The organism is Rhodococcus sp. NPDC006774 (assembly GCF_040636045.1).
GTDB lineage: Bacteria > Actinomycetota > Actinomycetes > Mycobacteriales > Mycobacteriaceae > Rhodococcoides.
On sequence record NZ_JBEYIW010000021.1, the window covers coordinates 37257 to 56610 of the forward strand.

Here is a 19354-nt window from a genome sequence, read left to right on the forward strand (position 1 = left end):
TCTCACATCCTGAAAACGCCGTAGGAGACCGGCTCGAGCGGCGCATTGGCGCACGCCGAGAGGGCAAGTCCGAGAACCTGCCTGGTATCGGCCGGGTCGATGATGCCGTCGTCCCAGAGGCGGGCCGTCGAATAGTAGGGGTTGCCCTGGCTTTCGTACTGGTCGCGAATCGGAGCCTTGAACGATTCCTGGTCGTCGTCACTCCAGGGCTTGCCTGCCGCGTCGAGTTGTTCGCTGCGCACCGTCGCGAGCACCGAGGCCGCCTGCTCGCCGCCCATCACCGAGATTCGCGCGTTGGGCCACATGAACAGGAAGCGTGGTGAATACGCTCTGCCGCACATCGAGTAGTTGCCTGCGCCGTAGGACCCGCCGATGACGACGGTGATCTTGGGGACACGGGCACATGCCACCGCGGTGACCATCTTCGCGCCGTGTTTGGCGATGCCGCCTGCCTCGTAATCGCGGCCGACCATGAACCCGGAGATGTTCTGCAGGAAGACGAGCGGGATGCTGCGCTTGTCGCACAGTTCGATGAAATGCGCGCCCTTCATGGCAGATTCGGCGAACAGCACACCGTTGTTGGCGACGATTCCGACGGGATGGCCGTGGATGTGGGCGAATCCGGTGACGAGCGTCTTGCCGTATTCGGCTTTGAACTCGTCGAATTCACCCGCGTCGACGACGCGGCCGATCACCTCACGCACGTCGTACGGAGTGCGGGGGTCGGTGGGGACGACGTCGTAGAGCTCGGTCTGGTCGGCTACGGGGTCACGCGTCGTGACGACGTCCCATGGCCGTGGTGTCCGGGGCCCGAGGGTGGAAACGATGCGACGGACGCGGTGCAGTGCGTCTCGATCGTCCTCGGCGAGATGATCGGTCACGCCGGAGATCTTGGAGTGCAGATCACCACCGCCGAGTTCTTCTGCGGTGACGACCTCTCCGGTCGCGGCCTTCACCAGTGGCGGGCCGCCGAGGAAGATGGTGCCCTGGTTCTTGACGATGATCGCCTCGTCGCTCATAGCCGGTACGTAGGCACCGCCGGCGGTGCACGAGCCCATGACGGCGGCAATCTGCGCAATTCCCTTGGCGCTCATGGTCGCCTGATTGAAGAAGATTCGGCCGAAGTGGTCGCGGTCGGGAAACACCTCGTCCTGACGCGGGAGGAACGCGCCGCCCGAGTCGACGAGGTAGATGCACGGCAGGGTGTTCTGCAGTGCGATCTCCTGCGCGCGCAGGTGCTTCTTCACCGTCATCGGGTAGTACGTGCCGCCCTTGACGGTGGCGTCGTTGGCGACGATGACGCATTCGCGCCCGGAGACGCGCCCTATGCCGGCGATCACTCCTGCGCCGGGGCACTCGTCGTCGTAGAGACCGTTCGCGGCCAGTGGTGCGATCTCCAAGAACGGGCTGCCGGGATCGAGTAGCTCGTCGACGCGGTCGCGGGGGAGGAGTTTGCCTCGTGCGATGTGGCGTTCCCGGGATTTTTCGCTACCGCCGAGCGCCGCCGCGGCGAGCCGTTCGGCCAGCTCGCCGGTGAGACGCTCGTGATCTGCCCGGTTGGCAGCAATATCGATTGCCATGAGGTGCACGCCTTAGGGGTTGGACGCCGGTGTCACAGGAGTTCAGTTAATGGTTGATAACTGACATCATAGTAAACTACGATTAACTGAGAGTCCAGGGGCGAGGGGGAGCCAGTGCAGGAGTTGGAGGCAAGGCCGACGACGGTGCGCGAGCAGCGCAAGGCCGAGCGTAGACAGCAGTTGCTCGATGCTGCCGCATCACTGTTCGCCGAGCGCGGCTTCACCTCGGTGCGACTCGAGGACCTGGGCGCGGCAGTCGGCGTCAGCGGACCGGCCGTCTACCGACACTTCCCGAACAAGGAGGCAGTGCTCGTCGAGCTGATGGTCGGAATCTCGGAGTATCTGCTCGACGGTGGCCGTGCGGTGGTCGATCGTGGCGGGGCGGCCGTGGATACGTTGTCTGCGTTGGTCGAGTTCCATCTCGATTTTGCCTTCGACACACCGGCATTCATCAAGATCCAGGATCGCGACCTGCAGAGCCTTCCCGAGGGTGCTCGACGCAAGGTGCGCCGAATGCAGCGCGAGTACGTGGAACTGTGGGTAGGGGTGCTCTGCGCCGTCGGCCCGGAACTGAACGAGTCCGACGCTCGAACCACGGCACACGCGGTCTTCGGCCTCATCAACTCCACGCCCAACAGTGCGGGACGTAGCCCGTCACGTAATGCTCGTCCGGTGCTGCGAGCGATGGCGCTGGGGGCGCTGGGAGTATCGCACTGACATGAGTGTCCACAATTCGCTTCACCGATCGCGATCACGCCTGCGGACACAAATAGCTGACACTCAGCGCACCTGCGCTCCATAGGAAGAGCAACTCGTCGTCATCGGCCACAATGTCTCCATGACGACCCAACTCTCGCGTGTCGAGCTCGGCCGACGGCAGAGTCGATTCACTCTCGACGAGGTTCCTCGACTGCTGGCGATGGCCGGCTTCGTCGCCGCTCTGCACGTGGTCGGGTGGGGTCTGTTCACCCATTACAACTCCATTCCGAGCATCCACAACCTCACCGGAGCCGACGGCACGCTGGTCTACGCCGGAGCAGGCGTGTTGGCGTACACCCTCGGGCTCAGGCACGCGTTCGACGCCGATCACATCGCCGCCATCGACGACACCACCCGCTTTCTGCTGCAGAAGGGCAAGCGGCCGTTGGCCGTCGGGCTCTTCTTCTCACTCGGTCATTCGACGGTCGTGTTCGTCTTCGTCGCCGCCATCGCGTTCGTGGCGTCGCAGGCGACGGCGTTCCAGGACGCGTTCGCCGGAGTCGGCGGCATCATCGGCACGTTGGTGTCCGGAACGTTCCTGTATCTCATCGCGGCGTTGAACATCGCAGTGCTCGCGGGAATCGTCGGAGTCTGGCGACGCGCGAAACGAGGTGAGTTCACCGAAGCCGGCCTCGACGAGTTGCTGGCCAAGCGTGGGCTGATGAATCGACTGTTCCGAGGTCGCTACGACAAGCTGATCAACCATTCGTGGCAGATGTACCCGCTGGGTCTGCTGTTCGGGCTTGGGTTCGATACCGCCACTCAGGTCGGTCTGCTTGCGGTCGCAGGCACGACGGCCATGGCAGGCGGACTTCCGCCGATGGCGATCATCGCGCTGCCGGTTCTGTTTGCCGCGGGCATGACCACCATGGACACCATCGACGGCATCTTCATGTCCAAGGCGTACGGCTGGGCATTCGTGACGCCGGTGCGCAAGATCTACTACAACATGACGATGACGGCCGTGTTCGTGGCACTGGTGATCGGCACAGTGCAGCTGTTGACCCTGCTCGCCGAACAGTTCGAGCTGACCGGCGGGTTGTGGGACGCGTTGGCCGTCATCGATCTGAACTTGGCCGGCCAACTCGTCGTCGGCACGTTCTTCGTCGTGTGGATCGGAGCGGTCGTGTATTACAAGGTGGCGCGCATCGACGAACGCGGCGGCTTCGCACACTCGAATGGAATGGAGAACCAGTGACCTCTCGGCGTCGGATCGGTGCCCTCTCGATTGCCGCGGCGCTCGCGTCGAGCATGGTGACGGCGCTGCTGGCCGTACCCGCTTCCGCTGCACCGGCTATCACTCAGGAGATCGGTGACGTCGTCTCGACTCGCGATCTGGACCGAGACCTCTGGATTCCCGGCGCTGCCTCGGCCGAGGTGCTCACCTACGTCACCACCGACACCTTCGGTGAGAAGGCTCTGAGCACCGGCACCGTCTTCCTACCGCCGGGAACTGCGCCGGAGGGTGGTTGGCCGGTGATCTCGTGGGCTCACGGCACATCCGGGCTCGGCGACGCATGCGCGCCGTCGCTGATCGGTCCGTCCTACGCCGAGCGAGATCTGCCGTACCTGGCGAACTGGCTCGCGCAGGGCTATGCCATCGTCGCCAGCGACTATGCCGGCCTCGGAACGCCCGGATTACCGGCGTATCTCGACGGTCGAACCACGGCCCACAACGTGGTGGACATGGTCAAGGCGGGCCGCAACCACAGCGAGGACCTCTCGCGATCCTGGGTGGCCGTCGGCCAATCCCAGGGCGGTGGCGCAGCGATCTACACCGCCCGTTACGCAACCGAATTCGGCGGCCCCGATCTCGACTACCGCGGGGCGGTGGGTACCGGAACTCCCGCGTACATCGAAAAGTTGGTCTCGATCGGTGGACCGGGCGTTCCGCCGGTGGAACTACCGTCGGGCCTGACCGCCTATGTCGCGTACATCGGCGCGTCGCTGCGTTACGCGCATCCCGAGCTCGGGCTGGACGACATCCTGACCCCGCTCGGGAAGAAGTACGCAGACCTGGCCGAGACGAGCTGCGTATCGGACTTCGAGGCACAACTCGACGGTGTGACGATCGGCGACTTCTTCACCGCGCCACTGGTCGGCCTGCCGAACTTCACCGCCGTTCTCGACGACTACATGGCGATGCCCGAAACCGGCTTCGACAAGCCCTTCTTCATGGGAAACGGACTGCAGGACATCGACGTTCCGTTCCCGACCACCGCCGCCTACGTCGCCCGTCTGACGGCCGACGGTCAGCCGGTGACGTTCAGGGCCTACAACACCGACCACAGTGGAGCCTTCGTCCAGTCGCAGGCCGATACGATTCCGTTCGTCGCGAACCTGTTTCGCTAGTTCACCGGTCGTTTGCTGGGCAGTCCGTAGGCGCGGGCCGTGAACAGTTCGAGTACCGTGCGCGGCAGCAATCGCTGGGCGAAGAACACCGCAGGGGCATTGCTGCCGACCGCGTAGATGGGCAGCGTCTTCTTGTCCTCGACGGCTCTGAGAACCGTGAGGGCCACGGTCTCGGCCGTGATGCCTTCGGCCTCTTTGGCGTCGAGCTGCGAGATCACCGTGGTGAAGTCGCGGAGGTACGGTGAATGCGGGCCGCAGTACTTGGTCCGACGGGCCGAGAGCCCGGTGGCGATGGAGCCGGGTTCGACTGTGGTGATGTCGATTCCGTAGGGCTTGAGCTCGTAGCGCGCGGCGGTGGAAAACCCCTTGATCGCAGCCTTGGTGGCGGCATACGACGAACGGTAGGCCAGCGGAAAGCTCGCGAGCATCGACCCGATGTTGACGATCTTTCCGCTGCCACGATCTCGCATGCCCGGCAGCACCGCCTGGGTCAAATCGATCGCTCCGAAGACGTTGAGCTGGAAGAGCCGGGTGATCGCCTCGATGGGCAGCTCTTCGAGTGGGCCGCACTGGCTTTCGCCTGCGTTGTTGATCAGCACATCCACCGAGGTCTCGGCGATGCCGTCCACGAACCCGCGGATCGATGATGGGTCCGTCAGGTCCAGGTCGCGGTATTCGACACCGGGTATCGGGTCGGCCACCGACGAGCTGTCGCGGCTCGTTCCGATGACGTGGTAGCCGCGAGCGATCAGAACCTCGGCGACGGCCTCGCCGATTCCCGACGTCGCTCCGGTGACTATTGCAGTGTTCATCTACGCCTCTTGTTCACGGTGCGGGTAGGTGCCGGCTTCGTCACTACGGGTGCCGGGCATTCTGTCCTGCGAAAAGCTGTGGTCGGTACTTTGGTGTGCAGGGAGGGCACCGAGGTGCCCGACGCCATGACCGTGCGGTCCGGTCGCACGATGGCGGCGACAGCGTGTCCGCGGCGCAGCCAGACCCCCAGCTCCGACGACGCCGCCACCTCGACGACGACGGCTCCGCGGCGTTCGATCTCTCGACGGTGCCCGATGGCCAGGGGTGTCGACGAGACGAACAGGAACCGGCCCGGCGCGAGGTCGTCCAGACGAGCCCCGCTGTCCAACGGACTGTTGGGGCACAGCTTTCCGGCCAGTGTGCGAACCGGGACGGGCGAACGCAGCACGTACTGCGATCGAGCGAGTGACGGGGTGGTGCTGGCGGTGACCTTCTCGCCGACGAACGGTAGGTAGCCGAGGGCGGGTGCGATGTTCGTGCGCATGATGCCGGTGAGCCGGCTGCCGCCGGTCATGGCCCATCCGATCGCGACCGCCAATTCGATCATCTGCTTGGCGTGCGTCTTTCGTTCTGTCTCGTAGCTCTCGAGCGAGGTCTCCTTCAGATGCCCGTCGAGCACGCCGACGATCTTCCAGATCAGATTGCGCGCATCTCGGAGCCCTGCGCCCATGCCCTGCCCGATGAAGGGCGGCGTCAGATGCGCGGAATCGCCGAGCAGGAAGACCCGGCGATCACGCCACCGGTCCACCACCTGTGCACGAAAGGTGTACTCCGCGCTGCGAATCAGCTTCATGTCCGGGATCTCGCCGGAAACGAACCACGGTGCGATGAAAGGGTGGATGGCCGAGAGATCGGTGAACTCGTCGAGGGTCTCGCCGTCGAGCATCCGGAACTCCCAGCGGTAGCGGGTGGGGCCGATGCGCATGTACGTCGCCGATCGCTCGGAATCGCACACCTGGTGCACGCCATCCCACTGCCCGAGATCGACGTCGGTCTCGATATCCACGACCAACCATCGCTGCTCGAAACCGAGATCCTCCATTTTCGAACCGATGGACCTGCGCACCACACTGTTGGCCCCGTCGCAACCGAGGACGTAGTCGGCGGTCACCCAATGTGGCGTCCCGTCCTCGGTCGAGTCGTACCGGACCCGAACCGAATCCGTCAGGTTCTGCACATCGGTGATCTCGCATCCGCCACGCATCTGCACGGAGTCGTAACGCGCGATGTGAGAACGCATCAGACGCTCGAGTTCGGGTTGATCGAACATGTTGGCCTGCGGGTAGCCGTGCGGTCGATCGTCGGGATCGCGCTCGAACTCGGCCAGGGTTCGAATGTCCCTGGTGCACAACCTCAGTCCGCGACCGGGACGGGAGATGGCCGCGAAGTCCTCGGCCAGGCCCAGATCACCGAGAATGCGGTACACCTCGTCGTCGAGGTGGACTGCCCGCGGCTGCGGGTAGACGTCCTCCCACCTGTCCAGCACGAGGCACGGCACGCCGTACCGGCCCAGCAGCAACGCAGCGGTCATGCCCGTCGGACCGGCTCCGACGATCACCACTGGAAAGTGCGTGCCGTCGGACTCGGTACCGGTCATCGGTAGGAGACCCGGGTGCGCTGGACCCCCAGATCGAGGGCTCCGTCGGGAGTCGAGCAGGTCAGTTCGAGGACGTCGCCGTCTTTCAGGAACGCGGGATTCTTGGCCTGCTTCTTGAAGAAGACCTTCCACTTGACCGACGGCGGAACCAGCGATCCGATCATCTCGATCGGCTTGGCGGGGGCCTTCAATGCGGTGCCGCCGGGAGTGCCGGTGAGCAGCAGGTCGCCTGCGTCGATCCGCTGGAACTTGCTCAGGGCCTCGAGTGACTCGACCGGGCGGTAGATCATGTCGGCGACCGTACTGTCCTGTCGCACAGAGCCGTTGACCCGCAGGGTCAGGGCGAGTTCGCCGAACCGGTCGAACTCACCGGCCTCCAGGAGGACCAGGCGCGGCCCGACCGGAGTGAAGGTGGGATACGACTTGCCCTCGTAGAACTGAGTCTTCGGCAACTGGACGTCTCGGGCAGAGACGTCGTTGGTGAGCACGAGGCCGGCGACGTACTCGGCCACGTTGGAGGCGTCGACCTTGGTTCCGACGGTGAGCGTCTTGCCGAACACGAGTCCGATCTCGATCTCGTAGTCGAGCAGCTTCACGTGTGTCGGCTTGATGACGTCGTCGGTGGGTCCGCTGATGGAACCGGAGGTCTTGCGAAAGAACGTCAGCGGAACCGTCTCGGGGTTCATTCCCGAGTCCTTGACGTGAGAGACGTAGTTGGTCATGTTCGCCATGACGCGGCAGGGAGCCGTCACCGGCGAGATCAACGACAGTGTCTCTACTGCAACGACATCGGTTGCGCTGCGCGCGGATTCGATGGCAGGCCGATCGGCGAGGAGCTCGGCGGTGCTCACCGCCGAGGTGTCGATGCGTGACGCGCCCGCGGGGGTTTCGACCCACCAGGCGTCGGCGGTGCGGAGTACAGCGATGCTCATGAGGATGCCACTTTCATCAGGCCGCGAAGGCGATCGGTGTCGAACTCGTTGTCGTTGCGCAGTGAGGAGAAGATCGATTTCAGTTCGTGCAATGACGCTCTGCTGGGGGCGATTCCGAGGAAGTCCTTCGACGCCGGCGGCCCCCACTGGGCCAGACCGGACGCCGTCATCGGGGCCCAGCCGGGTTCGAGGGAGTTGTCGAACATGTCGCCGTCGCTGAAATGTTCCACCAGGAAACCGTCGGGATCACGCCAGTAGTCGAAGATCTGGCTGCCCTGGATGTGCCTGCCGATACCCCACGAATGCCGGTACCCGCGTTGGGTGAGGTACTCCCCGCCCGCGGCTATCGCATCGAGATCCGACACCTGGTAGGCGGAGTGCACGTACCGGTTGGACGGACCGAGAGTCATTGCGAGAGTGTGATGATCGGACGGAGTGTTGCCACGATCGCAACGGATGAAACTCATCACGGGACCGCGATCACGCTGACCGTCGTAGTAGAGGAAGTCGCTGACGATCAGGCCGAGGTGATGCAGGTACCAGTCCAGGTTCTCGAGGTAGCCGGTGCGTTGCAGCACCACGTGTCCCAGGCGCTGGACTCGGGCGGGCTGACGCGGTGGCCGTTGCGTCGCGTTGAGCCGGTAGCGGGGTTCACCGAAATTGTAGGTGTGCGCTTCCTGGCCGCGAAGTTCGGGATGGTCGGTGTACCCGGACACCACCTGGACGGGTTGCCCGCCCGGGTCGGTGAGAGTGACCGCGGCACCGCCGAGTGTGTCGGGTAGGCGCTGGACCCGCTGCCCGGTGGCTTCGGCCAATGTCACGAGGTCGGCATCGTCTGCGGCGGCGAAGGCTGCGCCCACGAAGCGTGTTCGCTTACCGCGGCGGATGATCACGCACGGCGCGCCGACCTGAGTGCCGCGCAGATGGATCTCCTCCGGAGTGCGGAGCGAGACGGTGAAACCGAACGCGACGGCGAATGCCTCGGCCTTGATCAGATCCGGCTTGCGAAACTCCAGCCAGGCGATGTCTCGAACCTTGATGATCGGATCTTTCGCGCGACCGGGGTGCTCGCCGGGGAGTGCGCCTTGGTCCACGTGCATGTCCTTGTGGCCGTCGACGTCGTGTCCCATGAAGCCCTCCCTCGTTGGTGACAATATCGTCACCTATGAGTGTGTCGTCAGTCAATAGTATTGACAAATTCGTCAGCGGTGAGGAAGGGTCAGGGCGTCGACCAGCGCAGACAGAAGTAGGGAACATGACAGAGACCCCGAATCGGCTAGAGCGGCGTAAAGCGCGCACGCGCGGCGCGCTGATCGCGGCTGCGCAAGGATTCATCGCCCGCGGCGAACTGAATGCTCCGATCGCGGAGATCACCCAGGCTGCCGACGTCGGGATGGGGTCCTTCTACAACCACTTCGTCAGCCGCGAGCAGCTGTTCCAGGCCGCAGTCGACGGTGCCCTGGAACTGCTGGGCACCTATCTCGATTCGCTGACCGACAGCTCGGCCGACCCGGCGGAAGCCTTCACCCGGTCCTTCCGAATCGCAGGCCGGCTGTTCCGGCTGCAGCCGGAACTGAGCCGCGTGCTCATCCATTCCGGTCCGGAACTGATCACCTCACAACACGGACTCGGCCCGCGCGCCGCGCGAGACATCGAGGCCGGAGTCGTTGCCGGTTACTTCCAAGTCCCGGACATCCAGCTGTCGCTGGCGTTGGTCGCGGGCGCACTGCTGGGCATGGGGCAGCTACTGCTCGAGCAGCCCGAGCGCAGCGACGTCGAGTCCGTCGACCGGATGGCCTACGGCGTTCTGCTCGCCCTCGGAGTATCCGACACCGATGCACAGGACCTGTGCGCGCGATCGCTACCGCCCATGAGTGACGTACCGAGCGTGGACGGCGACAGCGACTAGCAGTCAGCGCAGGCAGGCGAGACTCAGCGGGCGTGTGTCTTCTCCAGATCCCGGATGATCTCGGCGATCGCGCGGTCCTTCACGAGTCTGCGTTCCAGAATCGGGTTGAGAACTCCGCGGAACCAGAAGTACGGCGTCCAGGTGGACGGCGCGATGAGGCGGGCCCGACGCGTGCGGACCGAGTGCACGAGCAACTCCGCGGCGCGCTGCGAGGGCAGACGCCGGTTCAGCGGCCACGGCAGGAATCCGCCGATCCGCCGGCCCATCGGATCGCTGTCGAGGGTGTTGCGGGCCAGATCGGTATCCACCACACCGAAGTACGCGAGACCCGCCGTTGCGCCCACGGCGGCGAGTTCGATTCTCAGCGCGCGGCCGAGCTGTTCGACCGCCGCCTTGCTCACCATGTAGGCAGACCCGCCCATGCCGGGAGTGAAGGCCGCGCACGACGACACCAGCAGAATGTGGCCACCGCTCGCGACGATCTCGTCGGCCGCAGCCCGCACGATGTTGAGCACACCGCCGAAGTTCACGGCCATCACCGAGTCGAAGACCGCGCGGTCGACGGTCCTGATGGTGGCGGGCGGTGGCGTGATGCCCGCGTTGGCGATCACGATGTCGAGACCGCCCAACGTGCTCACCGTCGCGGCGACGCAGTCTGCCATCGCGTCGGGATCGGTGACGTCGCCGGTGAGCAGCAGGATCCGTTCGGAACTCGCGGCGTCCGGCGGAAAATCTCGATCCACCACTGCCACCGAGGCTCTGGCGGATACCAATTCCGCGACCGTTGCGGCTCCGATTCCACGCGCTCCACCGGTCACCAACGCCACTTTTCCGGCCAGTTCCATACGGTTCTTCATGCGAGGTCCTCGGACGTCACGAGTTCGGTATCGGGACGCACATCTGCACTGCGCCAGTGGTAGTGGCCGAGTTCGATCGTGGCCATCCGCTGAGTGAAGTCACGCACCGAACCGGGCCAGTACGTCACGTTTCGGCCCGACGGGCTCAGGTAGTAGCTTTTGCACCCGCCCGAGTTCCACACCGAACCCGCAAGCTTGCGGTCGGTGTGTTCGGCGAACGTCGACTGCGCACGCATGCTCACCTCGAGCGCGGTGATCGCGTTGGAGTCCATGGCGCGCAACGCCGCGAGAATGTAGTTCACCTGCGCCTCGATGGTGACCACCTGTGAGGTGTACACCACCGAGTTGGGGCCGAGCAGCATGAAGAAGTTCGGGAAGCCGTGCACCGTGGTACCCCGGTACGACGACATCTCGCCGTCGGGCCACCTGTCCGCCAACGACTTTCCGTCGCGGCCGACGATGCGCCTGAAGCCGGTGTGGCCGGAGACGGTGAATCCCGTCCCGAGGACGATCGCGTCCACCTCGTGCACGGTCCCGTCGGTGGTGACGATGCCCTCGGGCACGATCCGAGCGATGCCGGTGGTCTCCACGGTGACGTTCTCTCGGCACAGTGCGGGATAGAACTTGTTCGAGAAGGTAGGTCGCTTGCAACCGAATTCGTAACCAGGCGTAAGCTTCTCGCGAAGAACCGGATCCTTTACCTGGCGACGCAGGTGGGCACGCCCCATGGCCGTGAGCGGTGCCAGCAACGAGCGATGGCCGATGAGTCCGGGTACCAACGCTTCCTGGAACAGATCGAACACGCGGCGCATGGCCCGCTGGGCCAGGGGGTACTTCCTGAGCACGGATCTGCCGGATTCGGAGATCGGCCGGTCGGGGTGCGGAAGAATCCATGTCGGTGTCCGCTGGAACAGCGTCAGGTGTGCGGCCTCGGGGGCCAGACGCGGAACGAACTGCACCGCAGATGCTCCGGTGCCGATGACGGCGATGCGTCGCCCCTCGGCGGAGTGCTCGTGGTTCCACTTCGCCGAGTGGAACACACTGCCCGAGAACGATTCCAGGCCGTCGATCTCGGGCGTGGCAGGCTCGCTGAACGGACCGAGAGCTCCGATGAGGATGCGCGCCGACCACGTTCCTGCACTTGTCCGCACCACCCATCGGGCCTGCTCGTCGTTCCAGGTTGCGTCCAGTACCTCGTGCCCGAAGCGGATACGATCCCGGATTCCGAACTTGTCGGTGCAGTCGTTGAGGTACGCCTCGATCTCGGGCTGCAGCGGGTACAACCGCGTCCAGTCCGGGTTGGGTGCGAACGAGAACGAGTACAGGGCGGACGGGATGTCGCACTGCGCACCGGGATAGGTGTTCACGTGCCACGTTCCACCGACGGCGGTGTCTCGCTCGAAGATCAGAAAGTCGCCGCGTCCTTCCTGCTCGAGTCGGATTGCGGCACCGAGACCGCCGAAACCCGCGCCGATGATAGCGACGTCGATCTGCTGGATTGCCGTGCCGGATTGTGTTGCGGTCATGAGAGTTCGAGCTCCTTCTACAGATCGAGGACGACGACTTCGCCGTCGACGGCACCACGCGAGACGCACAGGGTGAGCGACTTCTCGCGTTCGGAGGCATCGAGAACGCGGTCGCGGTGATCGACGCGTCCGCCGACGAGACCGACCACGCACGCTCCGCAGAAGCCCTGGCGGCAGGAATAGGGCTGGTCCGGCCTCGACCGACGGAGGGCGTCGAGAGCGGTCTCCTGGGCACCGACCTCGACGGTCTCGCCGGAACGGTCGAGCCGCAACACGAACGGCGTGCCGTCGACCACCGGTGCGGGCGCGAACAATTCGGCGTGGAACTCACGAACGGCGGTACTCGAGAGGGCCTCGGCGCGAAGCCTGCTCGACAGTGCCGCGGGCCCACAGACGTACATCGCGGAGTTGCCCATCCCGAGATCGACGATGTCCGCCGGAATCGGAAATCCGTCGACATCGTCGGTCTTGACGATCACCTGGCCACGCGAGGTCAGTGCCAACTGCTGCAGCACGGCGACGAACGGCAGACTTGCCCGAGACCGACCGTGGTAGTACAGCGTCCACCGCGCCCCGTCCTGAACGGCGCGTTCGATCATCGCCCGGATGGGTGTGATGCCGATTCCGGCTGCCACGAAGAGGTAGTGCTCGGCCTCGGCCATCGGAAAGGCGTTGCGGGGTCCGCGAACTCGTAGGATATCGCCGCGGGTGAGGGTGTGAATCTCGGTGGACGCCGTGCCGCCGGGGATCTTGCGGACGCTGATGCGGTAGCGATCACCTGCGCCGGGGCGACCGGCGAGCGAGTACTGCCGCACCGAGCCGGACGGGGTGGTGACGTCGATGTGCGCTCCGGGCAGCCACGTCGGAAGCGGTGCACCGTCACTGCGAGACAACAACAGTGAGAGAACGTCCTCGGCCTCGTCGATCGTGTCGTCGACGACGGTCTCGAATTCGTATCCGACGCTTCGGCGGGGCCGCGCGGGGGACAGGGCCGTCACGATCGACGAATCGGTGACGAGTTTGGCGTAGATGCGGGACGCGGCACCGACGGCCCGCAGTCCGAGTCCGGGCGCGGTCACGGTGACCTCGCCCAGATGACTGTGGGTGGGAGTGGTCACCACGGTCGTGTCTGTCATTGCTGGGCCGCCAGGGCTGCGGGGGAGATGGCGAGGTACTGCACTGCTTTGTCGATGTCGCCCATCTTCGAGGGGTGGAAGCCCGGACGGATGTAGAGGGCGAGCTGTACGAACAGGAACGACAGACCGGGAATGAGATTCTTGCGTGACGCGCGTGCGAAGGCGAGGGGCCAAGGGGTGCGCATTCGGCGTCGTCCGGTGCGCGGCGTGGCAACCGAGTTCTTGTAGAGGTACGCGGCGGTGCTGAACCACAGCACGGCCAATCCGGCACTGGCGACGACTGCCGTTCGGGCACGGCGGAATCCGCCACCGTCGACGTATTGGAACGCGTCGAATGCCACGTTGCGGTGCTCGAGCTCTTCCGCGCCGTGCCAGCGCAGCAGATCCAGCATCGTGGGGTCGACGCCGATGCGGTCGAATTCGGTGTTGTCGAGCAGCCACTCGCCTACCACGGCGGTGAAATGCTCTGCTGCAGCGTAGATTCCGAGGCGTTCGTTCAGCCAGGCTTTGCCGGCGCGGCCGGTGAGGCCGTGGTCGCCGAACACCACACCCACGGCGAAGCGAATGCGCTGCAGGATCGGTTCGATGTCCACTCCGTGTGCGACGAGGTAGTTGCGGAAGCTCTCGTGGGAGGACGCGTGCGTTGCTTCCTGGCCCACGAATCCCACGACCTCCTCGTGCAGTCGACGGTCGTCGATGAACGGCAGCGCCTGGGCGAACACGTCCGCCATCGCTCGTTCTCCCTCGGGCAGGACCAGGTGCATCACGTTCCAGAAGTGGGTGGCGTACCACTCGTGGGGGATGTACTGGAGTGGAACGCCGGACCAGTCGAATGTCACCGCACGCGCCACTATCGCGTAGGACTCGTCCGTGTACTGCTCGTTCGAGTCGACCGCCTTGTTCCGAGACATTCGCAACTCCGTTTCTCCGAGATGGTGATGCTGCTGACACGGATGCTACATAGCAACAACTTGTGTTGCAATGTTGCATGACGCTGGCCGGACGACCGATAGGATCGAACGATGCATCCAGATGGTGACGACGGGCCGATTCTCGATGCAGCCTTGGAGCTGTTCGGTGAGGTCGGAATCCCTCGAACCACCATCGGTGACGTCGCCAAGCGCGCCAGAATCAATCGAGTGACCGTCTATCGTCGGATCGGGTCCAAGGACGACCTGGTGCGGGCCGTCATGGCGCGGGAGTCGTCGCGACTGTTCGTGGCGGTGGCGGCAGCTGCCTCGCAGCAGGCGTCACGAGCCGATCGGGCCGCGCACGGATTCGCGACGACCATCGACTCGGTGCGGACGAACCCCGTGCTGCTGAAGATGTTCGATTCCGAGAGTTCGTTGGTGCTCGAGCAATTGACCACGAATGCATCGGCCTTGCTCGCGCCCGCGATCAACGCTGCCGCGCACATCGCAAGGGGTGAACTGGAATCCGACACCTTTGCCGTACCGGATGCGCCGGAAATTGTTGTGCGCGTGGTTCATTCGATCCTGCTGACGCCGTCGGCCGCCGCTCCGCTCGATACCTACGACGATCTGCTCGCGTTCGCGCACCGCAACATCGTGCCGTTGCTCGTGGGCGATAGCCACCGCGGCTCCTGATTCGACGCGAAGTCACCCAGAGCACCTTCCGGCTCATTCGCGGCCATCCATGTCACGGTGTATCGACGGCGTCGCCCTCGAGAAGATCGCTGTCGTCCACGAATACGAGCACACCCGTAGCGAGTGCGACAGCCCACCGGCGTGGTTGCGCCCAATCTCGCCCGAGATCCGCATCGGACATCAGTGAGTCCGCGAAGTCCTCGACGAGCTTTCCTTCGCTGATACCGGCGTCGCGTCGAATTCGGACTGTGTCACCAACTTTGTGACTGATTTGTGTGTTACTTCGTGTTGCAGTCATGTCGGTATTGAATCAGACAGCACCCGCGCAAGCGGGTCGACGCCGCCGAACATCGAGTCGACTGTCGACCGCCGACACCTGCGGGGCAGCGGTCCGCTCCCGCGCGCACCCTCGAGGCGGACGCATCGAACAGGATCGAGCACCTCGGGCGCGTTACGGTGTGGGTATGCCCACGCTGGCCGGCTCGTTCGATCGCGACCTCCCCGGGCTGCCTCGTGGCCGCGGTTCTCTCGCGGCCGACGAAGTTCTCGACGCGCAACGTAAGCGCATTCTGCGCGCCGCGATCTCGTCGACGGCCGACAAGGGGATCGGCTCGACCACGGTCGCCGATATCGTCGGACGCGCGAGGGTGTCCCGGCAAGCGTTCTACAAGCAGTTCGAGAGCAAGGAAGCATGCCTGATCGCTGCGATCGATGCAGGCATCGAGTCGATCCTCGCCACGATCGCCACCGCGCAAGGCTCGACATCCAACCTGTCGCCGCGCGAACAACTGTCGGCGGTCGTCGGGCAGTATCTCGAAAAATGCTCGGCCGAGCCCGAATTCGTTCGAGCCTGGGTGCTCGACCTTCCTGCTGCTGGACCGGCCGGGGTCGCCAAACGTAACGAGTACGTCGAACTGCTCGCAGACGCTCTGCGTGGCGACTATCAGCACGCGTCGCAGGCCCCGAGTCGTGGGGTGTTCCTCGCGGCGATCGGTGGGTGCTACGAGTTGTTCTACCGCCATGTGTCCTCCGGTGCGCCGGAGTCGTACACGAGCCTGCACGCCCCGATCGTCTCGTTTCTCGAGCGCGTGCTCGATCTGCCGACCGACCGCTCGTAGGTGCTGTGTTTGACAAGACCCGGGTCGACCAGCATTCTCACTCATAAGAACGTTGACGTACTTATGAATGTGAGAGTGGATCATGGGAGTGCTGAACGCGCTGGTGAAACGTAGGAGTACGGCTCTTGGCCGGGTTGCAATCCGGCCCAGGCGAGTCGACTTCGACTGGGCTCGGGCACCCATGGTCTGGCTGCCGAACGAGCCGATCGCCTCGTACCTGCTCAACTCGTTGAATCTGGTCATCCCCGAGGGGGAGCGAATGATGATCCAGGCCTTCGAGCAGGCTCTTCCCGACGTTCACGACGAGAAGCTACGTGAGGACATGCTCGGTTTCATGGGGCAGGAGTTGTTGCATGCGCAGGCCCACGAAGACGTCATGAACCAGGTGTTCACTCGGCACGGTGTCGACCCCGCGCCGTTCAGCGACCAGATGCAGTATTTCTTCCGTCGGACTCTGGGAGTGGGCGAGAGCACCGATTCACGAGCGATCAGGCAGCGTCTGATCGAACGACTCGGAATCTCTGCTTCGGCGGAGCACATGTTCGCATTCATGGGCCATTGGGCGATGAACGCGGACCTGGAATCGTTCGGGGCGGACCCGCAAATGCTCGATCTCTACCGGTGGCACGGTGCCGAGGAGGTCGAGCATCGCGCCGTCGCACACGAGGTCGCCGCCTATTTCGGCGTCGGATACGTCCGCCGATCGGTATCGATGATCATCACCTGGCCGATCTTCATCGCGTGGTTGATTCGGGCTGCGATGTATCTGAGCCGCAACGACCCCAACACACCGAACATCGGCTACCCGCGACTGATCATCGGAATCGTCAGCGCCACACGACGGGGCTTGCTACCTGCCCTGTCGAAGTGGCTGTGGAGCGGTATGTCGACGTTCGTGCCCGGGTTCCACCCCGACAGCGTGGGGTCCACCGCTCAGGCCCTGGCCTACCTGGCGCAATCGCCTGCAGCCAAGAAGGTGCACGCATGAACGCACCCGCCGCCGGCCGGTCACGCAGATGGCCGGCCCCCGGCGAGATTCCGGTCGGCCTGCGTGGTGGCACGCGTCCCGACTCGATACTCCGCATTCTGGAAGCAGCGATATCGGCGCGGGTGAGGTGGCTGGTCACGCTGCACGGCGACGGCCGCCGAGACAACCCGATCGACGAGTACAAGACCCGTCTCGTCGTGACTGTGCGCACGACGGTGGCCGGCGACAGCGACGTGGTCGGCCTCGAGTTGCGTGCGCCGGACTGGAGCGACCTCGCACGGTGGTATCCCGGAGCTCACATCGACCTGCATCTGCCCTCGGGCCGGATACGCCAGTACTCGCTGTGCGGCGACCCTGCGGATCGACGCTGCTACCGGATTGCTGTGCGCCGGATCCCCGACGGCACCGGGGGCTCGAACGAGGTGCACGACGATCTGCCCGTAGGGGCGTTGGTCGGCGTGCGTGGTCCTCGTAACGCATTCGGGTTCGTCGAACCCGGGCGGAGCACGCACGTCGAGCGTGTTCATTTCGTTGCGGGCGGCATCGGTATCACCCCGATCCTGCCCATGGTTCGAGAAGCCGAACGGACAGGGCTGAACTGGACGTTGGTGTACGTCGGCCGCGAACGACGCACGCTGCCGTTCCTCGACGAACTGACGCGGTTCGGTGATCGGGTCACCATCCGCACGGACGACGAATGCGGTGCACTACCCACGGCCGACGATCTTCTACCCCCGAACGTGCGCAGCGGGGACGCGATCTACTGCTGCGGACCGGTCCCGATGATGGACCTGATCGCCGCACGAGTCCGCAGCGAACCAGGGGTGGAACTCCACGCCGAACGATTCTCCGCCGCACCGGTCGTCGACGGCCGACCCTTTCGCATCCGACTGGCCCGCACCGGCCGGATCGTCGACGTCGCCGCCGACCGAACGGCCCTCGACGCCGTACTCGGCGTGGACCCGAGAACTCCCTACTCGTGCCGCCAGGGATTCTGTGGAACCTGCGCGGTCCACGTCAGCGACGGCGAAATCGATCATCGCGACAACCTCCTGACCCAGGAAGAACGCGACGCCGGCACGATGCTGCTGTGCGTCTCACGCGCCCACAGCCCCGACCTGACGGTCACCACATGACCGACTCGCGACCGCCGAAACACCTCGCCCACCCGACACTCGAAACACACGTCGTCGACCTGCTGTGTGCCCTGCAGGACATGAACGCCGACGCCGTGCGCGAACTCGTGCATCCCGACATCGAATGGCGCAACACCGGCCTACCCGCGGTCCGTGGCAGCAGGCGAGTCGAACGAGTCCTCACCGCCGTGTCCCGACTCGTCACCGGCTACGAGGTCACCGAACTGCCCACCATGACGACCATCGGCGACACAGTGTCTTCTCGACGGACAGAGATCATCCGCATCGGATGGCTTTCCCTGCACCTCGACGTGGACGGCCACTACACATTCGATCACGATCGATTGAAGATCTGGGACGACCGATTCCGGTACGGGCAACTGGTCCGTGGAGTCACACTCGGCAGGCGGTACTGCACCGACTCTCCGCGCGGTCCCGTCGGTACGGTCCCACCGATGTCGTCGACGACGAAGGTCGACTGCGACGGTTGCGGTCGTACGACCGAAGGTGATGCTCGACTCGTCGGGGACGGCACCGCCGACGGAACGCCGACTGGATGGTCGGTCGAATCGGACGAGTACTACTGTCCTGGTTGCGCGGATACCCGATTCCGAACTTGGGGATATCGACCGGCGAACGACCCGCTACCCGACCCCGTCCGGGTGCTGTCCGGTCCGGAATCGAGATCGACAGAATCTCCGAATGCTGCTGTGATTCAGAGCAATTCGAAAGACGAGTCGATTCGGAAAGGCAGCGACTCGTATCGGTAGGGACAAAGCTGTCGAGAACGGAACGAACGCTGTTCTGCGGGGGCGCAGCGATGTTCACCGTCCACGGTGATGCGGTGACCCGCGCCGCGTGGCCCGAGCCGAGAGCCGTGGAAACTCACCGTGCCGGCGCGGGTGCACTGCGTCGGCAGGTCGCGATGGCGTCGAGTGTCTCGACAACGATGAGTGCGGGGATGGCAAGGGCGAGCACGGTCACGGACACGATGAAGCCGGGTACGAGCACGGTGTACATGGATTTGTCTCTTTCCGAAGTACC

20 protein-coding genes are annotated in these 19354 nt (G+C 64.6%); 9 read left to right on the plus strand and 11 right to left on the minus strand.

What is annotated here, in order from left to right:
- Positions 1-2 precede the first annotated feature (2 nt).
- Complete coding sequence (locus tag ABZ677_RS23175; protein WP_094740679.1) at positions 3-1580, minus strand: carboxyl transferase domain-containing protein; 1578 nt, start codon at positions 1578-1580, stop codon at positions 3-5.
- 114 nt (positions 1581-1694) lie between these two features.
- Between ABZ677_RS23175 and ABZ677_RS23180 the strand changes: the two genes are divergently transcribed.
- The 3 genes from ABZ677_RS23180 (at position 1695) to ABZ677_RS23190 (ending at position 4691) form a co-directional block, all read left to right on the plus strand.
- Positions 1695-2297, plus strand: a complete 603-nt coding sequence (locus ABZ677_RS23180; RefSeq protein ID WP_358373665.1) for a TetR/AcrR family transcriptional regulator — start codon at positions 1695-1697, stop codon at positions 2295-2297.
- A 121-nt stretch (positions 2298-2418) separates the two neighbouring features.
- Positions 2419-3537: a HoxN/HupN/NixA family nickel/cobalt transporter gene (locus tag ABZ677_RS23185; RefSeq protein ID WP_358373668.1), complete on the plus strand. Its 1119-nt coding sequence runs from the start codon at positions 2419-2421 to the stop codon at positions 3535-3537.
- Positions 3538-3590: 53 nt separating this feature from the next.
- Positions 3591-4691, plus strand: coding sequence for a lipase family protein (locus ABZ677_RS23190; protein ID WP_252342001.1), 1101 nt, complete (start codon positions 3591-3593; stop codon positions 4689-4691).
- On the opposite strand, the gene ABZ677_RS23195 is transcribed toward ABZ677_RS23190, so the two are convergent.
- The 4 genes from ABZ677_RS23195 to ABZ677_RS23210 are packed head-to-tail and all read right to left on the minus strand — an operon-like array spanning position 4688 to position 9163.
- The gene (locus ABZ677_RS23195) at positions 4688-5503 is read right to left on the minus strand and encodes an SDR family oxidoreductase (RefSeq protein WP_358373671.1); all 816 of its coding nucleotides are present in this window, start codon (positions 5501-5503) and stop codon (positions 4688-4690) included. The two genes, ABZ677_RS23190 and ABZ677_RS23195, sit on opposite strands and share 4 nt — an antisense overlap.
- Complete coding sequence (locus ABZ677_RS23200) at positions 5500-7101, minus strand: bifunctional 3-(3-hydroxy-phenyl)propionate/3-hydroxycinnamic acid hydroxylase (protein WP_094634034.1); 1602 nt, start codon at positions 7099-7101, stop codon at positions 5500-5502. The genes ABZ677_RS23195 and ABZ677_RS23200 overlap by 4 nt, the downstream gene beginning before the upstream one ends.
- Positions 7098-8033 carry a fumarylacetoacetate hydrolase family protein gene (locus ABZ677_RS23205; RefSeq protein ID WP_358373674.1) on the minus strand — a complete coding sequence of 312 codons (936 nt, stop codon included), beginning with the start codon at positions 8031-8033 and terminating at the stop codon, positions 7098-7100. The genes ABZ677_RS23200 and ABZ677_RS23205 overlap by 4 nt, the downstream gene beginning before the upstream one ends.
- The gene (locus tag ABZ677_RS23210; protein WP_358373677.1) at positions 8030-9163 is read right to left on the minus strand and encodes a VOC family protein; all 1134 of its coding nucleotides are present in this window, start codon (positions 9161-9163) and stop codon (positions 8030-8032) included. Before ABZ677_RS23210 ends, ABZ677_RS23205 begins: the two co-directional genes overlap by 4 nt.
- Before the next feature lie 125 nt (positions 9164-9288).
- Here ABZ677_RS23210 and ABZ677_RS23215 point away from each other — a divergent pair, with 125 nt between their 5' ends.
- Positions 9289-9942 (plus strand): TetR/AcrR family transcriptional regulator, encoded by a 654-nt coding sequence (locus ABZ677_RS23215; RefSeq protein ID WP_358373679.1) that lies wholly within the window; start codon positions 9289-9291, stop codon positions 9940-9942.
- A gap of 23 nt (positions 9943-9965) precedes the next feature.
- Here the strand turns inward: ABZ677_RS23215 and ABZ677_RS23220 are convergent, their stop codons facing one another.
- The 4 genes from ABZ677_RS23220 to ABZ677_RS23235 are packed head-to-tail and all read right to left on the minus strand — an operon-like array spanning position 9966 to position 14372.
- A complete protein-coding gene (locus tag ABZ677_RS23220; RefSeq protein WP_358373682.1) occupies positions 9966-10799 on the minus strand; it encodes an SDR family NAD(P)-dependent oxidoreductase in 834 nt (277 codons plus the stop codon).
- Entirely contained in the window at positions 10796-12325 is a 1530-nt protein-coding gene (locus tag ABZ677_RS23225; protein WP_358373685.1) for an NAD(P)/FAD-dependent oxidoreductase, read from the minus strand. The genes ABZ677_RS23220 and ABZ677_RS23225 overlap by 4 nt, the downstream gene beginning before the upstream one ends.
- 17 nt (positions 12326-12342) lie before the next feature.
- Entirely contained in the window at positions 12343-13461 is a 1119-nt protein-coding gene (locus ABZ677_RS23230; RefSeq protein ID WP_358373688.1) for a PDR/VanB family oxidoreductase, read from the minus strand.
- Positions 13458-14372 carry a metal-dependent hydrolase gene (locus ABZ677_RS23235; protein ID WP_358373691.1) on the minus strand — a complete coding sequence of 305 codons (915 nt, stop codon included), beginning with the start codon at positions 14370-14372 and terminating at the stop codon, positions 13458-13460. Before ABZ677_RS23235 ends, ABZ677_RS23230 begins: the two co-directional genes overlap by 4 nt.
- A 111-nt stretch (positions 14373-14483) precedes the next feature.
- Between ABZ677_RS23235 and ABZ677_RS23240 the strand changes: the two genes are divergently transcribed.
- Entirely contained in the window at positions 14484-15068 is a 585-nt protein-coding gene (locus tag ABZ677_RS23240) for a TetR/AcrR family transcriptional regulator (protein WP_037187345.1), read from the plus strand.
- A gap of 52 nt (positions 15069-15120) precedes the next feature.
- Here the strand turns inward: ABZ677_RS23240 and ABZ677_RS23245 are convergent, their stop codons facing one another.
- A complete protein-coding gene (locus ABZ677_RS23245; RefSeq protein ID WP_037187347.1) occupies positions 15121-15366 on the minus strand; it encodes a hypothetical protein in 246 nt (81 codons plus the stop codon).
- Between the two features lie 166 nt (positions 15367-15532).
- On the opposite strand from ABZ677_RS23245, the gene ABZ677_RS23250 reads away from it, so the two are divergent.
- The 4 genes from ABZ677_RS23250 to ABZ677_RS23265 all read left to right on the plus strand — a co-directional run bounded on the left by ABZ677_RS23250 (position 15533) and on the right by ABZ677_RS23265 (position 19080).
- Entirely contained in the window at positions 15533-16186 is a 654-nt protein-coding gene (locus ABZ677_RS23250) for a TetR/AcrR family transcriptional regulator (protein WP_358373695.1), read from the plus strand.
- An 82-nt stretch (positions 16187-16268) separates the two neighbouring features.
- Positions 16269-17174, plus strand: a complete 906-nt coding sequence (locus ABZ677_RS23255; RefSeq protein ID WP_358373698.1) for a metal-dependent hydrolase — start codon at positions 16269-16271, stop codon at positions 17172-17174.
- Positions 17171-18310: a PDR/VanB family oxidoreductase gene (locus ABZ677_RS23260; protein ID WP_358373701.1), complete on the plus strand. Its 1140-nt coding sequence runs from the start codon at positions 17171-17173 to the stop codon at positions 18308-18310. The genes ABZ677_RS23255 and ABZ677_RS23260 overlap by 4 nt, the downstream gene beginning before the upstream one ends.
- Positions 18307-19080: a limonene-1,2-epoxide hydrolase family protein gene (locus ABZ677_RS23265; RefSeq protein WP_358373704.1), complete on the plus strand. Its 774-nt coding sequence runs from the start codon at positions 18307-18309 to the stop codon at positions 19078-19080. Before ABZ677_RS23260 ends, ABZ677_RS23265 begins: the two co-directional genes overlap by 4 nt.
- 115 nt (positions 19081-19195) lie before the next feature.
- On the opposite strand, the gene ABZ677_RS23270 is transcribed toward ABZ677_RS23265, so the two are convergent.
- Positions 19196-19330 (minus strand): hypothetical protein, encoded by a 135-nt coding sequence (locus tag ABZ677_RS23270; RefSeq protein WP_255138846.1) that lies wholly within the window; start codon positions 19328-19330, stop codon positions 19196-19198.
- Positions 19331-19354 lie beyond the last annotated feature (24 nt).